This window comes from Paraburkholderia sp. CI3, assembly GCF_050436505.1.
GTDB classification, from domain to species: domain Bacteria; phylum Pseudomonadota; class Gammaproteobacteria; order Burkholderiales; family Burkholderiaceae; genus Paraburkholderia; species Paraburkholderia tuberum.
The window spans coordinates 410,329-428,926 of record NZ_JBNDMI010000003.1; the positions used below are offsets into that span (position 1 = coordinate 410,329).

Genomic DNA, 18,598 nt, shown 5'->3' on the forward strand with positions numbered 1-18,598 from the left:
GAATGAGGTGATTAAATGATGTCGCATAAACGCGACAGCTCTTCAGCGATATCGGTCAGCGCGTTAAATGGCTGCGGGATAGAGGCTATATTGCAACGCAACCGACCCGGCCAATAGGCCGGGAGCTGCGTTGACGGATCGTGCTGCCGACTCGTTGCACCCGGCTACCTTCAGAGGTCTGTGGCGGAATGTCTATTAAGTTGCAGCGTTTTTTGCGCAACGCGTCACATCTTTGCAATCCAAATGACATTGGATCAAAAGGCGAAAGCCAAGCCTCCGCGGAGCCCCTGGCGGGTTCGACCGTACCGAAGAATGCGTAACGAACCGCATCGTGAATCCTGCGCCGACGCCCTCTGTCACTGTCATAATGGCCAACTTCAATGGAGCGAACTGGATCGGACAAGCGATCGAGTCGCTCCAGAGACAGAGCTTGGCAGACTGGGAGCTCATCGTTGTGGACGATGCGTCGACCGACGCGAGCATAGACATCGTCCGCGCCGCTGCCGATAGCGACCAACGTATTATTCTCCTCACCTCGTCGCGCAACGGAGGGCCGTCTGTCGCACGTAATCGTGCACTGGAGTGCGCGCGAGGACGCTGGATCACAATCCTCGACAGTGATGACCTGTTCGCGGACGGACGCCTCAAGTCATTGCGTGCAAAGGCGGAGTCGGACAGCGCCGCGATTGTCGCTGATGACTTACTCATCATGAACCAGAGCGGCTCGCTGACGGGGTACTCGCTGCTCGGCCTGCGGGCCCCCAAGACTTTCGACGCCGTTGCGCTTATCAAGGCGCCGCGTCTCGCCTATCTCAAGCCTATGATCAGGACCGAGTTTTTAACCGAACTGCGGTATGACGAGCAGCTTCGCACTGGCGAAGACTTCGATCTCTTGTTGCGCGTGTTGGTGAAGCACGATGCACGAATGGTTGTTTATCCGGGCATGGGTTATCACTATCGGCGACGTGGTGATTCGCTTTCCACCGACAAGTCGGCAGATGGACCGGCGCTTCGAGGCATGCTCGAAGCGAATGCCCGCTTCCGTGCATCGTTTGCTATGTCCGGGAGATTAGCCGATGCATGTGCGCGTCGGCATCGATCACTCGAAACTTCGCTTCGCTGGGTCGATGTCACAGAGGCGGTGCGTCAAAGGCGCTTCGGGGCAGCCGTTCATCACACAATTGATCATCCCAAGGTCCTGAGATGTGCGGTGCAATTTTTGAAGAAGCGCTTTTACGTTCTGATACTCCGAAACAAACGCCGCTCAAAGACATTAGGGCTTTGAGCCGCGAGACGTGGCTCATTCGATTTCCGCCGAATTTGTCGACCGCCTTCATATCAGTTGTGTTGCAAGCGGGCGCTCGCCACTGATCTATTAATCACTGGTAATCGTCGGTAGTTCAGTTAGGGAAACGCTGATTAATGAACTGTCGGATCGGCTTGAGATCAAGACGCGTCAAATTTTCTGGATAACGAATCGAATCGACGCTCATTTCGGTGAATTTGGCTCGCAAACGAGCCCCTCTTCTCTCATTTTTCATACGCATGACGGATTGCTCCCATGAACCGATCGCAACAGATTTCGCGCAGTCACCAGATTCGCCAGAGCGAACAAGCTGAACAGTTGCGCCGTGTTCTTGGCCAAGCCCTTGTATCGGGTTTTGCGATGGTGAAACAGGTTCTTGACGATATGGAACGGATGCTCAACGCGCGAACGGATTTGCGCCTTGGTTCGCTCAAGCGCAGTCACCAGGTCCTTCAGCGGCCCGTCCTGCATCGCCTTGATCTTTCCGCGCTTGGCAGCGACGTGCCAATTTACTGCCTTGCCTTTCATTTCATCACGCTTGTCTACACCAATGTAGCCTGCGTCGGCGAACGCTTCCTCTTCATGGCCGTGCAGCAGCAAATGGGCTTGCGACACATCCGACACGTTGGCCGCCGTGCCAACCACACTGTGGACCAAGCCCGAATCGGCGTCCACGCCAACGTGGGCTTTCATCCCGAAGTGCCATTCGTTTCCCTTCTTCGTTTGATGCATCTCCGGGTCACGGCTCTTCCCGGCGTTCTTGGTCGACGGTGGCGCTTCGATGATCGTCGCATCAACCAGCGTGCCTTCCTTCATCATCAGTCCACGCTCACACAGCGAGATACCGATCTCGTCGAACAGCTTCCGTGTCAGTTCGTGCTCGATCAACAGGCGCCGGAATTTCAGCAGCGTGGTCGCATCCGGAACGTTCTCGACTGCCAGATCGATGCCGGCGAAGGCGCGCAGCGCAATGCTGTCATACAGCGCGTCTTCCAGCCCTTCGTCCGACAGCCCGTACCACTGTTGCAGGAAATAGATCCGCAGCATTCGCTCCAAGCCAATCGGCGGACGGCCTCGCGTGCCCTTCGGGTAATGCGGTTCGATTGCAGACAGCAAACGCTGCCACGGCACAATCTGCTCCATCTCCGCCAGGAAGCGTTGGCGCCTCGTCACGCGCTTCTTGCCTGCAATTTCCGCTTCCGCGAAGCCGATCTGCCTCTTCATCCTCGTGAGTCCGTTCTGTGAGCTGCCTTCTATAACGTCTTCGGCTACGTGAGCGATGACCGCCGAGCTCCATTAATCAGCGTTTCCTTAGGTCGACAACAAGATCACGTTGTCGAACGCAGCTGCCTCGGAAAACCCGCGCTAAGCAGCATTCAATCCGTCGCGTGCAGGAGGCGAGTCCCGCATCGATCGCCTGCAGTTTTCCGGTCGGCGGAGCGACCCCAGTTTGCGCGCGGCCCAACAGATGACGAGGTTGCATTGGCTCGCCCGTGCTGGGGCCGGAACATACGAACCGGTACGGCCGACTCGCCGCTCGGCGGCACAGGACGAATTTCCTCGTCGCGCTCTAATATCTGCCTAATTTGTCGTAATAATGACAGGGAACAGGTATTGCTCGACCCACCATTCACCCACAGTCAAGCAAAAAATACTCGAATTAAACAGGGTCGAAAGGGGATAAATAATAATATTACTCCTCTGATGATCATAAGAAAGTCAGAATATTCGTGAGATCAACTGCGACGGGCAAAAGTTCTGCTTTTTGGCTGAAAAAGACGGATTGTTCTTTGACTGAAGGCGTTTTACCGATACGATTTGTCCGTCCGTTCACGGCAATGAGGAAAATTTGCCGGGCGGCCGGGGGTAATATTCCTTCGGGACAACGTTTGCGTCGCATAAAGCCGTAGAAGATGCCGAGGGCAGGCATCGCAGCCACGTCGTCTCCTCCGTTGGGTGAATCCTCTTGACGTGCGAATCAACTCGCCGTGGTACTGGCTCGCGCTCGCGCGTCTGTCGAATGGATAACTTCAAGCGAACGGTTTTTTAGCGGTGTGGTAACGGTTGTAAAGCAGTGTCTGAAGGGATTGAGGATTTTCATCGGCTATAGCGAAGGCGAAGAAGAATAGTGGGCGCCTTGTCAGAAATTTGGTTGTCCTAAAGGCAGGAAATAATATTTTAACCTTTTTTGGGAATTTTTTTTCCGCGCTGGAATAATTCAAAATGGTAAAACGACGTCAATTTATTGGTGCCCTCTCGGCACTGGGTGGAAGCGTTCTGTTGAGCGCATGCGGCGGTGGCGGGTCGGACAGTAGCGACAATGCGGCTAGCGCCACAGCTCGGAATGCAACCGCGACGGCAAAGGCCGCTTCCGGTAACGGCACGGCGATGCCTCCGGCAAGTTCTCTGATCGACGGCTCGGGCAACACCTGGACCCTGTCGGGCGGCTCCGTTTATAAAAACGGAGTGATAGCAGGGAACAACTACAACGTCGCAGTCGCGATGTGCTTCAACGGAAACATCTTCGTTGAGAACACGAGCGGGCAGTGGTTCCAATGGGACGGCTTGAGATGGGAGGGCTGCATGGATCCGCGGGTGCGCATGACGTCTCCAAACGGTACCACGATGCCGTCGGCATCGAGCATCATTGATTGGACGGGCGGAACATGGACGTTGAGCAATGGTGTCATTTACTTGAACGGCGTTGTCGTAGGCCTCAACTACAACGTGACGCTCGTCCTCTGGTACGGTGGCCAGATCTATTGCTGCAATACGAGCGGCCAGTGGTACGTCAACGTCGACTCGCGGAATTTCTCGGCGCAATGGCTGCCTTGCAATGATCCACGCATTGCGGTTGCCTCTGTAGCGGGTAACTTCTACGGGATCAATGGGCATTACGACTACACGTACACGCCCGCGCAACTCGTATCGCTCTTGAAGGGTCTGGGATGCTCGATCTATCGCGTTGGCTGCGGGAGCGATTCGCGTTCGCTCAGCGCCGTGGTCAACATCGCAAAAGCCTTCCAGTCGGCTGGACTATCACTGCTCGTGCTGATCGAAGCGGGTGTCTACGACGCAAACGGGAATGTTTTCGCCAATGAGGCGCAAGCGTATCAGACCTGTTTTGCGACTGCACAAACGATCGCCACCGCTTTGCAGCCATATGGCGTGACCATGTACGAGTGCGGTAACGAATTGACGCGTCAACCCGCTACGGTGCTGGACTTCCACCTCGCGGGCAGCTTGGCAGGGGATTTCAATAATACCAACTGGCCGGCCATGCGCGGCTCCATGCGCGGCATGATTGATGGCGTGAAATCTGTCCAGCCGTCTGCGAAGTGCGGTGTCAATTTCTGCGTCGCAGACATCGGCGCGGCTGACGCGCTGTGGGAAGGCACGCAACCTGACGGCAGCAGCGGCCATCAAAAACTGCGGTGGGACATCACGACCTGGCACAATTACGAGGCATACGGTGACATCTTCGATATCAGTCCCGATGGCGCCGGCCCGGGCTTTGATCTGCCGACCTATTGCAAGGCTCGATATGGCGTGCCGTTCATGATCACGGAATGGAATTGTGGGCCGGACGCGAGCCAAACCTACCGAGCTGACTACGTTAATACGCAATTGGGTCAGTTCTATCCGGCAAGAAAGACACACAACATCCAGTCGGTGATGTACTACGTACTGGATAGCGGGAACACCAGTTACGGCATCGTGATTAACGGTACTCCGAACAGCGCGCCTTACAACGCGTTCGCGAGCTTCGCCGCCAATAACCCCGACAATTAGGCGTGTGAGCATCGGTACCTCGGGGCTGGCACGGTCTGCCTTCCTCGTGAGCAGACCGGATCTTGGGACCGTATAAGTCCCAAGCTGAACGCACTTGCGTCGGCGAAACTATCGGTCCTGAGGTGCGCTGGTCCGTGACTGAAGGCTGGCTGCAGACGGTGGCGGGAAAGGGGGCCCATTTCGCCTCTTTTGCCGCCTCTATTCAGACCCGTGATTTAGTGCGCCATTGGCCATTTTGCAGCGCGACGCCAGTCAGCGCGAACCATCGCTGTACATATCAGATCCGCGCGAAGTCGCCTCGTGCTGTCGCCATGCGAGTCGCGCCTATCTGGCATGCGCGGTAGACGAGGTTATCGTCCGTAGGATCCGCGCGAGCTGAACCACCGAACTGCTTACTTCTTCATGACCATCATCTGGTCGAAATTCACGGCACACCCGGCTTGGGCTGGGCTGCCTTTCGACTGGACAACGAGGCGATCGTCGCGCAAATCCGCTTCCCAATTCATCTCGGAATGTGACAGAGCGATTGGATCTCGTTCGCACATCGTGCGTACTGCCGCCACTGCGTTCTTGTAGTGAGTCTCTTTGAGGATGATATACCCTGTAACGCTGGCCGCAGCGAGAAGCGAGTTCGCGATCCCGAAAGCCAGTACCACGTAAAATAGTCTTCGACTCGTTGAAAATCCTGCAATAACCAAGAAAGGAACTGCATAAAACATTGGGACATAGCGAGCCCACCAGGATTGGGGATGCGTCAGAACAATCGTTAGCGTCGCGAGGAGAAATATTTTCACAGCGTCATCGCCGGCTTTTTTTCGATACAGAAACGAGGCCATGCACGCGATGAGCATGACTCCGAAGAACGGACCGAACCCGGCGAAACGTGTGTCAGCCGTATGTAGTGCAATGAATGACTGACGCAGATTCGTTAATGACGGGACATACGTCGGTTCCGGGTTTGTGCACGAGCTACAATTCATCGGAATCGAAAAATACGAGACGATGAGCTTGTGCAAAGGGCTCATTGAAAAAAAGTGAGCTGACGCTTTTGCTCTGATGATATCGACCTTGTCCTTCCCAAGGACGGGGTAGAGGATGTTTCTGCCAGCGGCAATGTTCTCTACATATGGCGAATAGCCGACGACTGCGACGGCGACAAACGACGAAATAGCCAATTGGCCGATCAATCGCTTGTGGTTCGCAATGAATTTTCTCTTTTCTCCGCTGATGAACGCCGCAACGAAAAATACGAGAATGGAGATGGCTGCGAAAACTGGCCCTGTGAGCTTTGAATCTATCAGAAGCACGAGCGCGATGCCAAGTTGAATCCCGGAGTTTGGCCTGCCCTTTAGCGCAAAAAGCAAATTGACTGAAAAGATGGTCCAGCAGTAGTAGTGCGCTGCGTCGACATAAAACGTCGTGATCTGGCCGAGCGCGACGGGATTGTAAACGCATGTGGCAGCAGCAAGCAGCGCGGCTTTGGCGGATATTCCCGCTGACTGGAACAATCGCATCAGAGCAACGCAGGCGGGAACGCTAAGCAATAGCGTAATTGACTTTCCACTATTGAAACGTGAAGTCAGAACCTTCGCCGTGTACGCAAAATACTCGAACGCCTTTGGATAATGTGCAGCCCAGAACGTACCGCCAATTGCTTCGGAACCGGTGACGCCGGTCAGGTGGTGGTCCAATAAAAGCGGGGTTGCGATGTGATAGTTCAAACCGTCGTAGCTGAATTCTCGAAGATAGCCGAAGCCGAAAAGTACCACCGCGATAAATGATATCGTGACGATCGTGGTGGGCCATTGAGCATTGGAAACATAACCATATATGACCACGGCCACAACGATGGCAAATGCTGAGATTCCCGCTAACGCGACACTACTGACGCGGAAGTTGTATAAGAATGCGCCATATAGCGAGGAGGCGAATACAAAGATAACGATCTGGTCGCACAATTGAGTCGGGTCGATCCGGTCGAGCGCACCTCGCATCTTCTCTGACTTGTGCGTTGAGTTCGCACGCTGGATGGTGTCTTTCGTCGATGTAGACATACAGGCATTCTCCGCTCGTTGTAAACGCTCGTCGTTCGATACATGCGCGCTCAGTGCAACAGTAAAGAAACTGTGCTCGACGCATGCTGACAACAATACGACGCACGGCTGACGGTTGATATGAACACTAAGCGCAACGCCGTCGACATCGCCATGGAATAGAGCCGATTATCGGCAAATGTGCGGCGCTGCACAAGGTGATCCTCATTGGATTGTGGGACCCTTCCTAGTCTGTCCGCACTGCACAAAAAGTAGGAAGTAACCTTCGATGCAGATCAGTTCTCGTGAGAATCATTAAAGTCGCGCTGGTTTTCAGAGGGTTTGCGCGCTTGGGGTGATCTGGAAGCCAAGCGCCGTGGCGCGGCGCCTGAGTGCCTCGATACTGCGCTGCCGCTGCTGCTCTTCGTAGCGTTGCTGCCCCTGGTCAACGAAGGCCTCACCCCGCGTGAGCATGAAGTACACCATTCGGGCGAGCTTGTGGGCGACCGCCGTATTCGCGCGCGGCTTGTCCATACGCGCGCACAACCGCCTGTAGAACGCACCAATCGCCGAGTCGTTGCGCGACAGGCTCATGGCGGCGAGCTTCAGCGCCTGCCGAACCCGGTTCGCCGAGCGGCGCGTGCGCGCGCTCAGAACCTTGCCGCCGCTGATCTTGGTGCCTGGACACAGCCCCAGCCACGAGCAGAAGTGTTTCACGCTGGCAAAGCGGCTCAGGTCCGGACCGATCTCGGAGAGAATCGTCATCACCGTTGTCACGGACAGGCCGTTGATACGCGTGAGGTCGACGCCCGCCCAGCGCGCAAGGGCCGTGCGCGCATCAAACTGCGGCGTGTTCTTGCCGCAGCGCTTGCCGGGACCTGACAGTTTGACTTCGTGAACCCCAAGTGGCCTGAGCAGGGCCTCGATTTTCGCATCGCATTCGACGACGCGTTGAGCCAGACTGTCGAACATTGCAAGCGCCTGCTGCAGCACGAACAGGGTGCTCGTCACGCCAGTTGCCGGTCAGCGCCCGTTCGATTTCGGCCGCACTGGCCTTGACGCGGCCGTGGCGATGGCGGGCCAGTACTTTCGGATCGTGCTCGCCGGCGACAATCGCGCGCACAATCGCCTGCCCGGTCAGGCCCATCACATCGGTGAGCACCTCGGTGAGCTGCAAGTTCATCTGCACCAGCGCCTTCTGCATGCGCAGCACCCAGCTGGCCTGCTCGGTGAGCAGGACCTCGCGCTGACGCGCCACTGCGCGCACTACGCAGACCTCGTCGCACGGGCGAAAGGCCGCCCTCAGCAGTCCCAGGCTCATCAGCTTCTGCAGCCACTGGCAGTCCATCACGTCACTCTTGCGCCCCGGCACGTACTTCATCTGCCGTGCGTCAACCAGCCAGACCGTCAGCCCGCGTTGCTCCAGCACCTCATGCACAGGGATCCAGAATACGCCCGTCGATTCAAGCGCCACCGTGTCGACACCGCACGCGAGCAGCCAGTCCGCCATCTGGTGCAGATCGTCGGTCATCGTGCCGAACTCGCGTACCGGCTCTTCAGCCGCCCCTTTGGGCACCGCGACCCAGTGACTCGAGCCGCCAATATCGATCCCCGCCGCATTCGGAAATACCTCGGGGCTGTCTTCGCGCTTGCGCATCGCCATGGTTCACCTCACTATGGTGGATGAACGGCAGCGCCATGGGATGCGTCGAAATTGACTCGATCTCGTGAACGGGATGCAGCTCGCGCTGCTCACCACTGTCGCCGACGAATCCCGGACCATGCTCTCAAGCGGGCTCACTTCGCGGCGGGCAGGCCGCCAGTGCGCACCATTGGTCTGTCGGTCATCGCGGCGCCGCCGTTCACCTGTATACCTCATCCCTGTTTCTCCGCATACGCCGGCCCCGGCACGGGGTTGAACTGCTCCCAAGATTGCAAGGTATTCCACAATATCGGCCAATATCACCCCATTTCAAGCCGAGCACCCGCAAGTCGTAGTTCGCAACGACTATGCTCGGTTCAAAACCTTGTTGACCGGCGGAGCATTGGTAAGCGATTGGCCCCCACCTTGACGCACGCACCTGTCGTGCCAATCACATCGACACTCCAATGTGGTCGAGCAAAGGTTGAGCGCATGGCGACCGTGATCTTGGGGTTCACGTGTCCGTCGTTTATCGCGGTAATGCGTGATCAACGCGGGGTTGCAATGCGCGCGTATGGAAGATCTCACTGACATCGGTAGGTGTTGCTCGCTGGCGGAGTTGGCATGCTGCATTCATTCAGCTTATTTACAACGCCATGGAATGCGGAGCAACCGCCAGCGGCGGGCGATGCAGACGCAAGTTGCGGCAAGCGACACGTCACGCTTAAGGTCTGATGTCGCGCGTGAATGCAGAAAAACTTGCAGTGGTTCCCATTCGAAAGTTGATCGACATTTCATGTCCATCGAGGTCTCCATGGCTGCTATTCCCCTTTGCGTTGATCTGGACGGCACACTAACGCGCAGCGACGTTCTCATCGAGTCGTTCCTGGCACTAGTTAAGAGAAATCCCCTTTATTTACTGCATTGTTTGGTATGGCTGATGCGCGGAAAAGGGTATCTTAAAGCGCGGATCGCTGAACGCGTCGCGATCGACGTATCGCTGCTCCCATACAACGCGCCCCTGGTCGACTTCCTCAAAAAGGAGCGCTCAAGCGGCCGAGATCTCTATCTATGCACTGCAGGGGATCAACGATTTGCAGAACAGATCGCGTCACACTTCGGCTTCTTCAAAGGGGTGATGGCGAGCAACAAGTCGCGCAATCTATCAGGAACGAACAAGGCTATGGCCTTGACGGCGGAGTTTGGCGTTCAGGGTTTCGACTATTGCGGCAACGCACGCGCCGATGTGCCTGTATGGAAGCAGGCGCGCACAGCGATCGTCGTTGGGGGAAAAAGCATTCAGGCGGCGGCGCTGAAGGCAAATCACACCACCGTCATATTCGAGAGCAAACGGTCTTTCTGCAGGCTCGCAGTCAAGGAGATGCGCGTCTATCAATGGGTGAAGAATCTATTGATCTTTGTCCCGCTGCTGGCGTCGCATCGCTTCATGAACGTCGACGCACTGATCGCCGCCGGCATTGCATTTTTTTCTTTCTGCTTCTGTGCGTCGTCGGTATACCTTTTGAACGACATGCTTGATCTTGATGTGGATCGGCGCCATAGTCGAAAGTGCAAACGTCCCTTTGCCTCCGGTGAGTTGCCGCTTTCTATCGGGATTGGCATGATGTTCATGCTGCTAATAGCGTCCGCAGCCCTTGCTATTTTTTTGCCGTCGTCGTTTCAGCTGGTACTTGCCGGTTACGTCGCGATGACACTCGCTTATTCCTTTCACCTGAAGGGCGTAATGCTGGTGGACGTTTTTGTGCTGGCAGCGCTTTATACCACCCGTATCGTGGCTGGCGGAACGGCGGTCGACGTAGTGCTGTCGGACTGGTTAATCATGTTCTCCGTCATGATATTTCTCAGTCTGGCCATGGTAAAGCGCTATACGGAGCTCGACAAAATGCAGCGCGAGGGTAAGGATTCGGCGGCGGGCCGCGGTTATCTCACGATGGACATGAGCATCGTCCGCTCGTTCGGGACTGCATCGGGCTATGTCGCGGTGCTTGTCCTTGCGCTTTATATGAATTCTACCGCCGTCACCGTGTTGTATCGTCATCCCCACAGGCTGTTGATTCTCTTTGTTCTGCTTCTTTACTGGATCAGCCGTGTCTGGGTAGTCGCCTTCCGGGGGCAGATGCATGACGACCCAATCGTCTATGCCATCAAAAACCGTTCGAGTCTGATGATCATTATGTTTTGCGTGGCGGCGGTCATTTTTGCGATCTGATCAGACACGGGCCGCTCTGCACGTCGGGTTGGACTTTACCTGTAACGTGATAAGCGGAAGATGAGTGAATGCTTTGATTTGGGTCTGATATTACAACTACGGCCCTGGCGATCACGCAGAACTTAGCGTCGGATTGACCGAGGCACAACATCTGTCAGCGTTCTTATCGGAAAGCTTCGCCAGCCAGCGTGAATGGCCGGGCAGGCGCTCCGCGGCAGATTTGCAATTGGCAGATAGTTACTAAAGGCCTATGACCAGATATAACAGACGACTTGTACTTCAGATGTTGACGGCGCTCGGTTGGACAACGCTGAGACCGCTATGGCCACCGATCGCCGCGGCTTCGGCGCGTCAGGGCTCCGCGTCACAGGCCGTAGGGCGACGGATTACCGACTTGATTGGGTCGAATGGCTGGGCAAGCTCTCCCCGTGACGTCGCAATGTGGAAGGAAATGGGGATTAGTTGGGCGCGCGGTCCCGTAGGTCCGGGGCAAGCCCATGGTGCCTCGGACCCGATGCGGGTCGACAAGACGGGGAACAATAACGAAAGCGACCTGCCGCCCGTCATCATCCAGAACAACCATAACGGATTTCGTACGTTGTTGCTACTTGCCTACACGCCGCTGTGGAACGCGAGCGTGCCAGGAGATTCAAAATCGGCACCCGTGGATGTGAAGGCGTGGGAGCGCTATGTGGAAGCAGTAGTCCGGAAATATCACGCCTCACCGTACAACCTGCGCTTCTTTCAGATCTGGAACGAGGCGGCCGGAAAGCTCTCGGGCGGTTCGCCACAGGCATCGTTCTGGCACGGTGCCGCTCGACCAGGCGCCGGGGACGACCTGCATGCGCCATATGAACGGGCGATGGAGGACTACGTGGACAAGATCCATATTCCAGCCGCGCGGATCATCCGCCGCTATGGCGCTTACGTCGTCTACGGCGGATGGCCGGACCAGGGGGGGCTCGAAACCTTTAGTCAGTGGCTGGAGTACAGAAGTCCAAAATACAACTTGCGGATGCTGGACTGCGTGGATTACCTCGACACGCATTATCTTGCGGTCAAGGACATGGATTATCTTTACGAGCGTTATGTAAGGCAAGGGCCCGCTCGTGGATTGTGGCAAACGGAGATTGGCGATAGATATATGATCGACGATCACTATTTACCACGCTATTTCTTCGATCTCGCCGCGTGGTCGCTCGATCGAAACTGGGACGATCCCGACAAGTACGTTTCGATGGTGTATCACTGGGACGGATATGAACCGTTCCGTCTCACGCACCGCGGTCCGCCCGTCAGGACGTACAACGTTTCGGGGCGGAGTCTGATCGTGTTGAACCAGACGGTGGGCGGGGTGCTGTCGCCCCTCCAGCAGAAACTGCAGTTCGGTCCTGCTGCATCCGGCAGCGCGCTGTATTCGGACAAGCAAATCGTGATGCAGGTGCGTGCACTACCGGGTTGGCGCACGGTCGATGTGCCCGAACTGCGCCCGCCTTCCTCGGGCCGCGCAAAAGTTCGGTTCATCGACGCGCTGTCAGGTTCAACGGCTTCGGTGACGCAAACTGCGTTGAAGTGGGACGATCAGGGTTTGCAGATCCGTTTCAGAGTACCTGATCTCGTCAATGGTCATGGCGGACAAGGACCGGCAGAGCATCTCGCCTATATCGTTGTGGCTCAGGAGTGATCTGTCGGCGCGTGAACTTCATCTGCGACATCCCGTCAGATCCTCTCTGACGACAAGAACGGTTTGACGCCGCTTACGCGCGACTTGTCGCCAGTGCACACCATGCCGCGACCTGACTGGCGCTATCTGCCGTCCCACAAGCGCTGGAATCTTCCTGCCCGACTCCCAGATCGAACTGCAACGGATCATCCGCCGCTCGCCTGCAGCCATCTGGCGTGCCCGCATGACGTGTTCCAGGTCGCGAGGCGGGGACGGTTGTCAGTGCCGTAGTGCTAGCGCCGAGGCTGCTTGGCGCTGGCAAATTCAGCCACTACAACTGACGGGCGCTGTGGCGAGCTAACGGATTGCAGATGTAGCGGACCGCGTAGTCCGCGATAGGCGAGTATGGAATCAGACAGAGACTGGACAGCATCAGCGTTCCCACCTTCTTCTTTCGACTCCAGAATGGATTCGCCACGATCGTATGAAAATAAGCATGCGAATCGCTGAACATCCAGTGCCATCGGGTCGTCAACGGCGCCTGGTAGACACACGAGCAGAAAATGGCCCTTTCATGCGCGAAATCGTAGAAGTCGGACGGCAATTGCATTCCCAGGCGGCGGGATGCCATTTCACGCAGGGTTGCCCACCGCGACGCGAGCGCTCTTGGAGCCTTGGTGATCGAATCGGAGTTGGCAAACGACACGCTTCGCCCTCCGCTACGAGATACGCGATATCCGCCGAGAGACATCGGGATGCTCGAGACTGCCCCGACGAGAGCCGCCCCATAGATTGCGTAAAAATCCGCGCCATACCGGCTGTTGGGCGTTTCCGGGACGGGGAAAATTTTCCGTAGGGCAGTGACGCTGTACGCGTTCCCAGACGCCGGAGGGGACGGATAGAGCCATCCGTCCAGCAAAGGTTTTCGACAGTCACCGTCGATTCCAGAATGAGGTACATAACCGCCCGTACATTTGCTCGTCTGGTCGATGATGTCTAGCCGGAACTGTACCTTTGCGAGATTCTCGCTATTGAAGCGCTGCATCACCTCGGTCACGGCATCAGGATATAGCACGTCGTCGGCGTCGAGAAACAGCACGTGATCCGTCTCGACGAGATCAAGTCCCAGGTTGTAGGTGGATACCTGGCCGCCGTTGTCCTTGAAAACGGTTGCGATGCGCGATCCGTAGCTTTCCATGATTGCGCGAGACCGGTCAGTCGATCCATCGTCGATGACCATGACACGAGTGTGCACGTAGTCCTGCGCAAGCGCCGAATCGATCGCCTCGGCCAGAAACTGTTCGTAGTTGTAGTTGCAGATCACGACGGTCATTTCTTTCATGACGACTCACACAGAAGAGCAGAGTGCGACACAATGGATTGGCGAATCCGTTCAAATGAAACGGCGCCGGATAAGCGTGCTCGCGACGTTCTTTGGTGCAAGCAAGGTGGCGATACTCCACCCCGCAATCAGGAAGCGAAAACCAGGACGCTCGAAACTTGCACGGAAGGGGATAGACAATGCATCGCGCAGGGCGCGGACTCGGCTGTCTCCAGGTAGCGGATGCTGTTCCGGTGTGAGCCGCAACGAGGCAACTCGCAATTGAAGCAAATGAGGTGCTGAAAACAGGGTGCTAAGCGGCGGTGGCGGCAGGCCGGTCATTCTGCAGGCTTTGCAGGCAGCATTGTGACGTTTCAGTGCACGTGAGATCTCGCGCCCAAAGTTGCTTGTATTCGTACTCATAGCGCTGTCGTTCTCGCCATGCATACGGTACAGCACTAGTGGCGCAGCAATTGTCTCGACGTCGCCCATGTAGGGAGCCATGGCGATGCACGTCGAGTCCGTGAATGAATCGCAACTCGCGTCCAATGGAAAAATTCTCTCGAGAAAGCTGCGAGCCCACGCGTTTCCCGAGCCCGGCGGAGAGGGATACTCCGAGGTCTCATACGCCCAGTGACGAATCGCCTCGGACGAAACTCCCGGCGGAACCTTCGGAATCACGGTTCGAACCTTGGGAATCGCGTTGCGTATGGGGTGTCCCTCCGCGTCGACACGCTCCATCAACACCTGCACCTTGCTGAGGCCGGGGCGCCAAACCGAAGCAATCGAGCGCAACGCGCCGGGCACCAGAACGTCGTCCGCATCGAGGAAAATGACGACGTCGCCCGCACTCCTATCGAAGCCCACGTTGTTGGCTTCGCGCTGGCCTCCATTTTCTTTGAAGATGGCCGTTATCTGTTCGCCGTACGAACGAATGACCTCCGCGGAGTTGTCGGTCGAGCCGTCATCGACGACGATGACTTCCCTGTTGGGCCAATCCTGTGCCAAGGCGCTTTCAATGGCTTGCCGAACAAAACGCCCGTAATTGTAGTTGGCAACGACGACTGAGAAAAAGAGTTCAGCGCGGTTTGTGAGACATTCGCTGTATCGAACTTTCATCGAGTACCTCTAGTCTGGTTCGTGCTGACACATCCTTCGCCGCAACACCGATGGTACGCCTTCGGCGCTGACGATAAGCCATCGGTCGAAAACGTTATCTTCAGTCACCTCAGGCAACCGGACCTTCCTGTTGTCGAAGCGCCAGGAGCCCATCGGAAAACGTCGAGAGATGCACTTAGCCATTGCGAGTCCCTTCAGAAGATCGAAAAAGAGTGGCACTTAAAGCAGCGTCTCGTGGCCAACCCGATGATAGAACCTCTTGCAGGTGGATAAAGTCTGTGTACGCAATATTGAACGCATTAATGCCGGTTCGTTGCGCCGCCGTTCAGTGAAATTTGCAATAAATGTGTCGAGATGTAATGCCTGCTCCGATACATCCTCACAATTCGTTTGGCGCGTTCCCGCGCGAGGGGTTGCTCAAGAAGGTCCAGCCGCTGTGCCAAGCCAACCCTGTAAACTTCTACATGCATATGCTGACGGTAGCATGGAAAGCACGCTTTCTACCTCGCGTTTCCTCCCCGCATATTCAAGCACAATGCCGCTTTCGACACATTGCCTTCCGAGCGGATGAATTCGAGATTGCCAGTTGCACTAGGGAAATGCTGATTAATGTGCCGCCCGCGCGGCTTGCAGATGAAGCGGCGTCGAATTTTACGGATAACGAATCGAATCGGCGCTCATTTCGATGAATCTGGCTCGTAAATGAGCTTCTCTGCTCGCCTTTTTCACACGCAAGACGGATTGCTCCCATGAACCGATCGCAACAGATTTCGCGCAATCACCAGATTCGCCAGAGCGAACAGGCTGAACAGTTGCGCGGTGTTCTTCGCCAAGCCCTTGTATCGGGTCTTGTGATGGTGAAACAGGTTCTTGACGATATGGAACGGATGCTCGACCCGCGCCCGGATCTGCGCCTTGGTTCGTTCAACCGCGATCACCAGGTCCTTCAGCGGGCCTTCCGACATCGCCTTGATCTTTCCGCGCTTGACCGCGACGTGCCACTTCACTGCCTTGCCCTGCATTTCGTCGCGCTTGTCTACGCCAATGTAGCCCGCGTCGGCGAACGCTTCCTCCTCATGGCCGTGCAGCAGCAGATGGGCTTGCGACACATCCGACACGTTAGCCGCCGTGCCAACCACACTGTGGATCAGGCCCGAATCGGCGTCCACGCCAACGTGGGCTTTCATCCCGAAGTGCCATTCGTTTCCCTTCTTCGTTTGATGCATCTCCGGGTCACGGCTCTTCCCGGCGTTCTTGGTCGACGGTGGCGCTTCGATGATCGTCGCATCCACCAGCGTGCCTTCCTTCATCATCAGTCCACGCTCACACAGCGAGATACCGATCTCGTCGAACAGCTTCCGTGTCAGTTCGTGCTCGATCAACAGGCGCCGGAATTTCAGCAGCGTGGTCGCATCCGGAACGTTCTCGACTGCCAGATCGATGCCGGCGAAGGCGCGCAGCGCAATGCTGTCATACAGCGCGTCTTCCAGCCCTTCGTCCGACAGCCCGTACCACTGTTGCAGGAAATAGATCCGCAGCATTCGCTCCAAGCCAATCGGCGGACGGCCTCGCGTGCCCTTCGGGTAATGCGGTTCGATTGCAGACAGCAAACGCTGCCACGGCACAATCTGCTCCATCTCCGCCAGGAAGCGTTGGCGCCTCGTCACGCGCTTCTTGCCTGCAATTTCCGCTTCCGCGAAGCCGATCTGCCTCTTCATCCTCGTGAGTCCGTTCTGTGAGCTGCCTTCTATAACGTCTTCGGCTACGTGAGCGATGACCGCCGAGCTCCATTAATCAGTGTTTCCCTAGCGCCGCCCGTGGACATCTTCGAGGATAGCCAGGGCGTCACGCTGTGGGCGGATCTGCCCGGCGTTACAAAGGACCGGCTCGATCTGAAGGTGCACGATGGCAACCTGTCCATCGAGGCCGAGGCGGTGGTGCCCACGCCGGCGGGGCTGCGCCTGCAACATGCGGAGATCCGCCAGCCTCACTTCGCGCGGTCGTTCGCTCTTGGGGTTGACCTCGACGCAACGAAAATCGATGCGAACCTGAAGAACGGTGTGCTGAAGCTGACGATACCGCGCCGCGACGAAGCCCGTCCGCGCCGCATCGAGGTGCGGACGGACTGAGGTCGGCAGTGGACAGCAACAACGGCGAGAAAACAGGTGGCGGTCGTCTGGCCGCCACCTTCCGATTGCGGAGGCCCAGATGCGGGACGTGAAACGTGAGAATGCTGGCGCGGCGACGAAGACGGCTGCTACCGGCTCGAGCGCGCCTATGGAAGCTTCATGCGCACGATTCCGATGCCGGAAAACGCCGACCCCGATCACGCATTGGCAAAATTTGATAACGGTGTGCTCACGTTGACCGTGCCGAAATCGGAGCCGGCGCGATCCACGAGTCGCACGATCGACATCGGCTAGGCCAAACAGGCAAGAAGTGCCCCGGTCGCGGGGAACATCGGGCGAGCCGGGCCGTTAGCTCAGCTGGTAGAGCAGCGGACTTTTAATCCGTTGGTCACTGGTTCGAATCCAGTACGGCCTACCCAGTCGGCACGATCGAGTCGGACCTTGCAGGCGCGACATCACTGGATGCCCAGTGCCCGGTCAAGCGGGGCAGGATGAGCGCATTGCCCCCGAGTCCGACGTGCGGAAGGTTCTGCTCAGCGTGTAGGGCCTCGGCTATTGTTAAACGAATAGTATTGAGCCACGGGATCGAGAAAGGCGCGTGTCACAAACCCAGCGCTGTAACTGGCCTTTACAACGATGAGACCGGCAGGCGAGTTGTTCCGCGAAGCGCCGAGGAGGCTCAGCGCAGTATTCAACCGCTGCCGCGTCCTCCAACCGGCCAGTACCTCGTAGCTATCCATGTGCGCCTCGACCAGCGATAGCGCTCGGGAAAGTCACGCGACAACCACTGAGCGATATCCGCGCTCTATCTAGCCCCCACGACCAGCGATGCGGCGAGCCCAGAAGGCGTCTCGACCCCAAATTTTTATGTTGCGGCGCATCTAAAACCATCCTATAACCATCCATATGGATGGTGCAAGGATGGTGCGATGAAGAAACCCGCGGTATTGGACACCCCCCGCTCGAAAGGCGGCGATTCGGAAAAAATCACGATCAACCTCGGACCCGTCGACCTCGGGCAGATCGACCTGCTGGTTGAAGAAGGCTTCTATGCGAACCGGACCGACCTGATCCGAACGGCGATTCGCAACCAGCTCGCGCTACATGCGCGGGTCGTCCAGGAAACGGTTGCGCGTCGTTCGCTCGTGCTCGGGCTGCAGCATTTTTCCAGGCAGGATCTCGAGGCGATTCGAGCCGCGCGCGAGCGTCTCAACATTCAGGTCCTGGGATTGGCCAGCATTGCCGCCGATGTCTCCCCGGAACTCGCGCTCGCGACTATCGAAAGCGTCGTGGTGCTGGGAGCCTTTCACGCTTCGCCCGCAGTCAAGACGGCGCTTGCCGGCAGAATCCACTAGCCGCGCGA

General features: G+C 56.9%; 12 protein-coding genes, 1 tRNA gene and 2 pseudogenes. 8 read left to right on the forward strand and 7 right to left on the reverse strand.

Annotation, left to right across the window (positions count from 1 at the left end; genetic code table 11):
- The first annotated feature begins 331 nt into the window (after positions 1-331).
- Positions 332-1,285 carry a glycosyltransferase family 2 protein gene (locus OKW29_RS10740; RefSeq protein ID WP_429291032.1) on the forward strand — a complete coding sequence of 318 codons (954 nt, stop codon included), beginning with the start codon at positions 332-334 and terminating at the stop codon, positions 1,283-1,285.
- A 252-nt stretch (positions 1,286-1,537) separates the two neighbouring features.
- Here the strand turns inward: OKW29_RS10740 and OKW29_RS10745 are convergent, their stop codons facing one another.
- Positions 1,538-2,530, reverse strand: a complete 993-nt coding sequence (locus OKW29_RS10745; RefSeq protein ID WP_187631889.1) for an IS5 family transposase — start codon at positions 2,528-2,530, stop codon at positions 1,538-1,540.
- Positions 2,531-3,014: 484 nt separating this feature from the next.
- A complete protein-coding gene (locus tag OKW29_RS10750; protein WP_429291033.1) occupies positions 3,015-3,245 on the reverse strand; it encodes a hypothetical protein in 231 nt (76 codons plus the stop codon).
- 284 nt (positions 3,246-3,529) lie between these two features.
- On the opposite strand from OKW29_RS10750, the gene OKW29_RS10755 reads away from it, so the two are divergent.
- Positions 3,530-5,098 (forward strand): hypothetical protein, encoded by a 1,569-nt coding sequence (locus tag OKW29_RS10755; RefSeq protein ID WP_429291034.1) that lies wholly within the window; start codon positions 3,530-3,532, stop codon positions 5,096-5,098.
- A gap of 392 nt (positions 5,099-5,490) precedes the next feature.
- Here the strand turns inward: OKW29_RS10755 and OKW29_RS10760 are convergent, their stop codons facing one another.
- On the reverse strand, positions 5,491-7,152 hold the full coding sequence (locus OKW29_RS10760; RefSeq protein WP_429291035.1) for a hypothetical protein: 1,662 nt from the start codon (positions 7,150-7,152) through the stop codon (positions 5,491-5,493).
- A 312-nt stretch (positions 7,153-7,464) separates the two neighbouring features.
- Positions 7,465-8,794: pseudogene (locus OKW29_RS10765) on the reverse strand (IS110 family transposase).
- Positions 8,795-9,569: 775 nt separating this feature from the next.
- Between OKW29_RS10765 and OKW29_RS10770 the strand changes: the two are divergent.
- Together OKW29_RS10770 and OKW29_RS10775 are read left to right on the forward strand one after the other, a co-directional pair.
- Complete coding sequence (locus OKW29_RS10770) at positions 9,570-11,003, forward strand: UbiA family prenyltransferase (RefSeq protein WP_429291036.1); 1,434 nt, start codon at positions 9,570-9,572, stop codon at positions 11,001-11,003.
- A 283-nt stretch (positions 11,004-11,286) separates the two neighbouring features.
- Complete coding sequence (locus OKW29_RS10775; RefSeq protein ID WP_429291037.1) at positions 11,287-12,687, forward strand: hypothetical protein; 1,401 nt, start codon at positions 11,287-11,289, stop codon at positions 12,685-12,687.
- A gap of 310 nt (positions 12,688-12,997) precedes the next feature.
- Here OKW29_RS10775 and OKW29_RS10780 read toward each other — a convergent pair whose 3' ends face one another.
- The 3 genes from OKW29_RS10780 to OKW29_RS10790 form a co-directional block, all read right to left on the reverse strand.
- Entirely contained in the window at positions 12,998-14,008 is a 1,011-nt protein-coding gene (locus tag OKW29_RS10780) for a glycosyltransferase family 2 protein (RefSeq protein WP_429291038.1), read from the reverse strand.
- A gap of 51 nt (positions 14,009-14,059) precedes the next feature.
- Positions 14,060-15,106, reverse strand: a complete 1,047-nt coding sequence (locus OKW29_RS10785) for a glycosyltransferase family 2 protein (RefSeq protein WP_429291039.1) — start codon at positions 15,104-15,106, stop codon at positions 14,060-14,062.
- 725 nt (positions 15,107-15,831) lie between these two features.
- A complete protein-coding gene (locus OKW29_RS10790; RefSeq protein WP_429291040.1) occupies positions 15,832-16,824 on the reverse strand; it encodes an IS5 family transposase in 993 nt (330 codons plus the stop codon).
- A gap of 48 nt (positions 16,825-16,872) precedes the next feature.
- Between OKW29_RS10790 and OKW29_RS10795 the strand changes: the two genes are divergently transcribed.
- The 4 genes and pseudogenes from OKW29_RS10795 to OKW29_RS10810 all read left to right on the forward strand — a co-directional run bounded on the left by OKW29_RS10795 (position 16,873) and on the right by OKW29_RS10810 (position 18,590).
- Positions 16,873-17,235 (forward strand): Hsp20/alpha crystallin family protein, encoded by a 363-nt coding sequence (locus tag OKW29_RS10795; RefSeq protein ID WP_429291041.1) that lies wholly within the window; start codon positions 16,873-16,875, stop codon positions 17,233-17,235.
- Between the two features lie 114 nt (positions 17,236-17,349).
- A pseudogene (locus OKW29_RS10800) lies at positions 17,350-17,529 on the forward strand (Hsp20/alpha crystallin family protein); the annotation flags it as partial.
- Positions 17,530-17,577: 48 nt separating this feature from the next.
- Positions 17,578-17,650 (forward strand) — tRNA-Lys (locus OKW29_RS10805).
- 514 nt (positions 17,651-18,164) lie between these two features.
- Entirely contained in the window at positions 18,165-18,590 is a 426-nt protein-coding gene (locus OKW29_RS10810) for a CopG family transcriptional regulator (protein ID WP_018420777.1), read from the forward strand.
- Positions 18,591-18,598: the final 8 nt, after the last annotated feature.

What these genes read in the sequence shown, in the direction of transcription:
- OKW29_RS10745 (WP_187631889.1), bottom strand. Translation starts at nt 2,530, where the DNA reads ATGAAGAGGCAGATCGGCTTCGCGGAAGCGGAAATTGCAGGCAAGAAG.
- OKW29_RS10755 (WP_429291034.1), top strand. Translation starts at nt 3,530, where the DNA reads ATGGTAAAACGACGTCAATTTATTGGTGCCCTCTCGGCACTGGGTGGA.
- OKW29_RS10760 (WP_429291035.1), bottom strand. Translation starts at nt 7,152, where the DNA reads ATGTCTACATCGACGAAAGACACCATCCAGCGTGCGAACTCAACGCAC.
- OKW29_RS10770 (WP_429291036.1), top strand. Translation starts at nt 9,570, where the DNA reads ATGTCCATCGAGGTCTCCATGGCTGCTATTCCCCTTTGCGTTGATCTG.
- OKW29_RS10775 (WP_429291037.1), top strand. Translation starts at nt 11,287, where the DNA reads ATGTTGACGGCGCTCGGTTGGACAACGCTGAGACCGCTATGGCCACCG.
- OKW29_RS10780 (WP_429291038.1), bottom strand. Translation starts at nt 14,008, where the DNA reads ATGAAAGAAATGACCGTCGTGATCTGCAACTACAACTACGAACAGTTT.
- OKW29_RS10785 (WP_429291039.1), bottom strand. Translation starts at nt 15,106, where the DNA reads ATGAAAGTTCGATACAGCGAATGTCTCACAAACCGCGCTGAACTCTTT.
- OKW29_RS10790 (WP_429291040.1), bottom strand. Translation starts at nt 16,824, where the DNA reads ATGAAGAGGCAGATCGGCTTCGCGGAAGCGGAAATTGCAGGCAAGAAG.
- OKW29_RS10810 (WP_018420777.1), top strand. Translation starts at nt 18,165, where the DNA reads ATGAAGAAACCCGCGGTATTGGACACCCCCCGCTCGAAAGGCGGCGAT.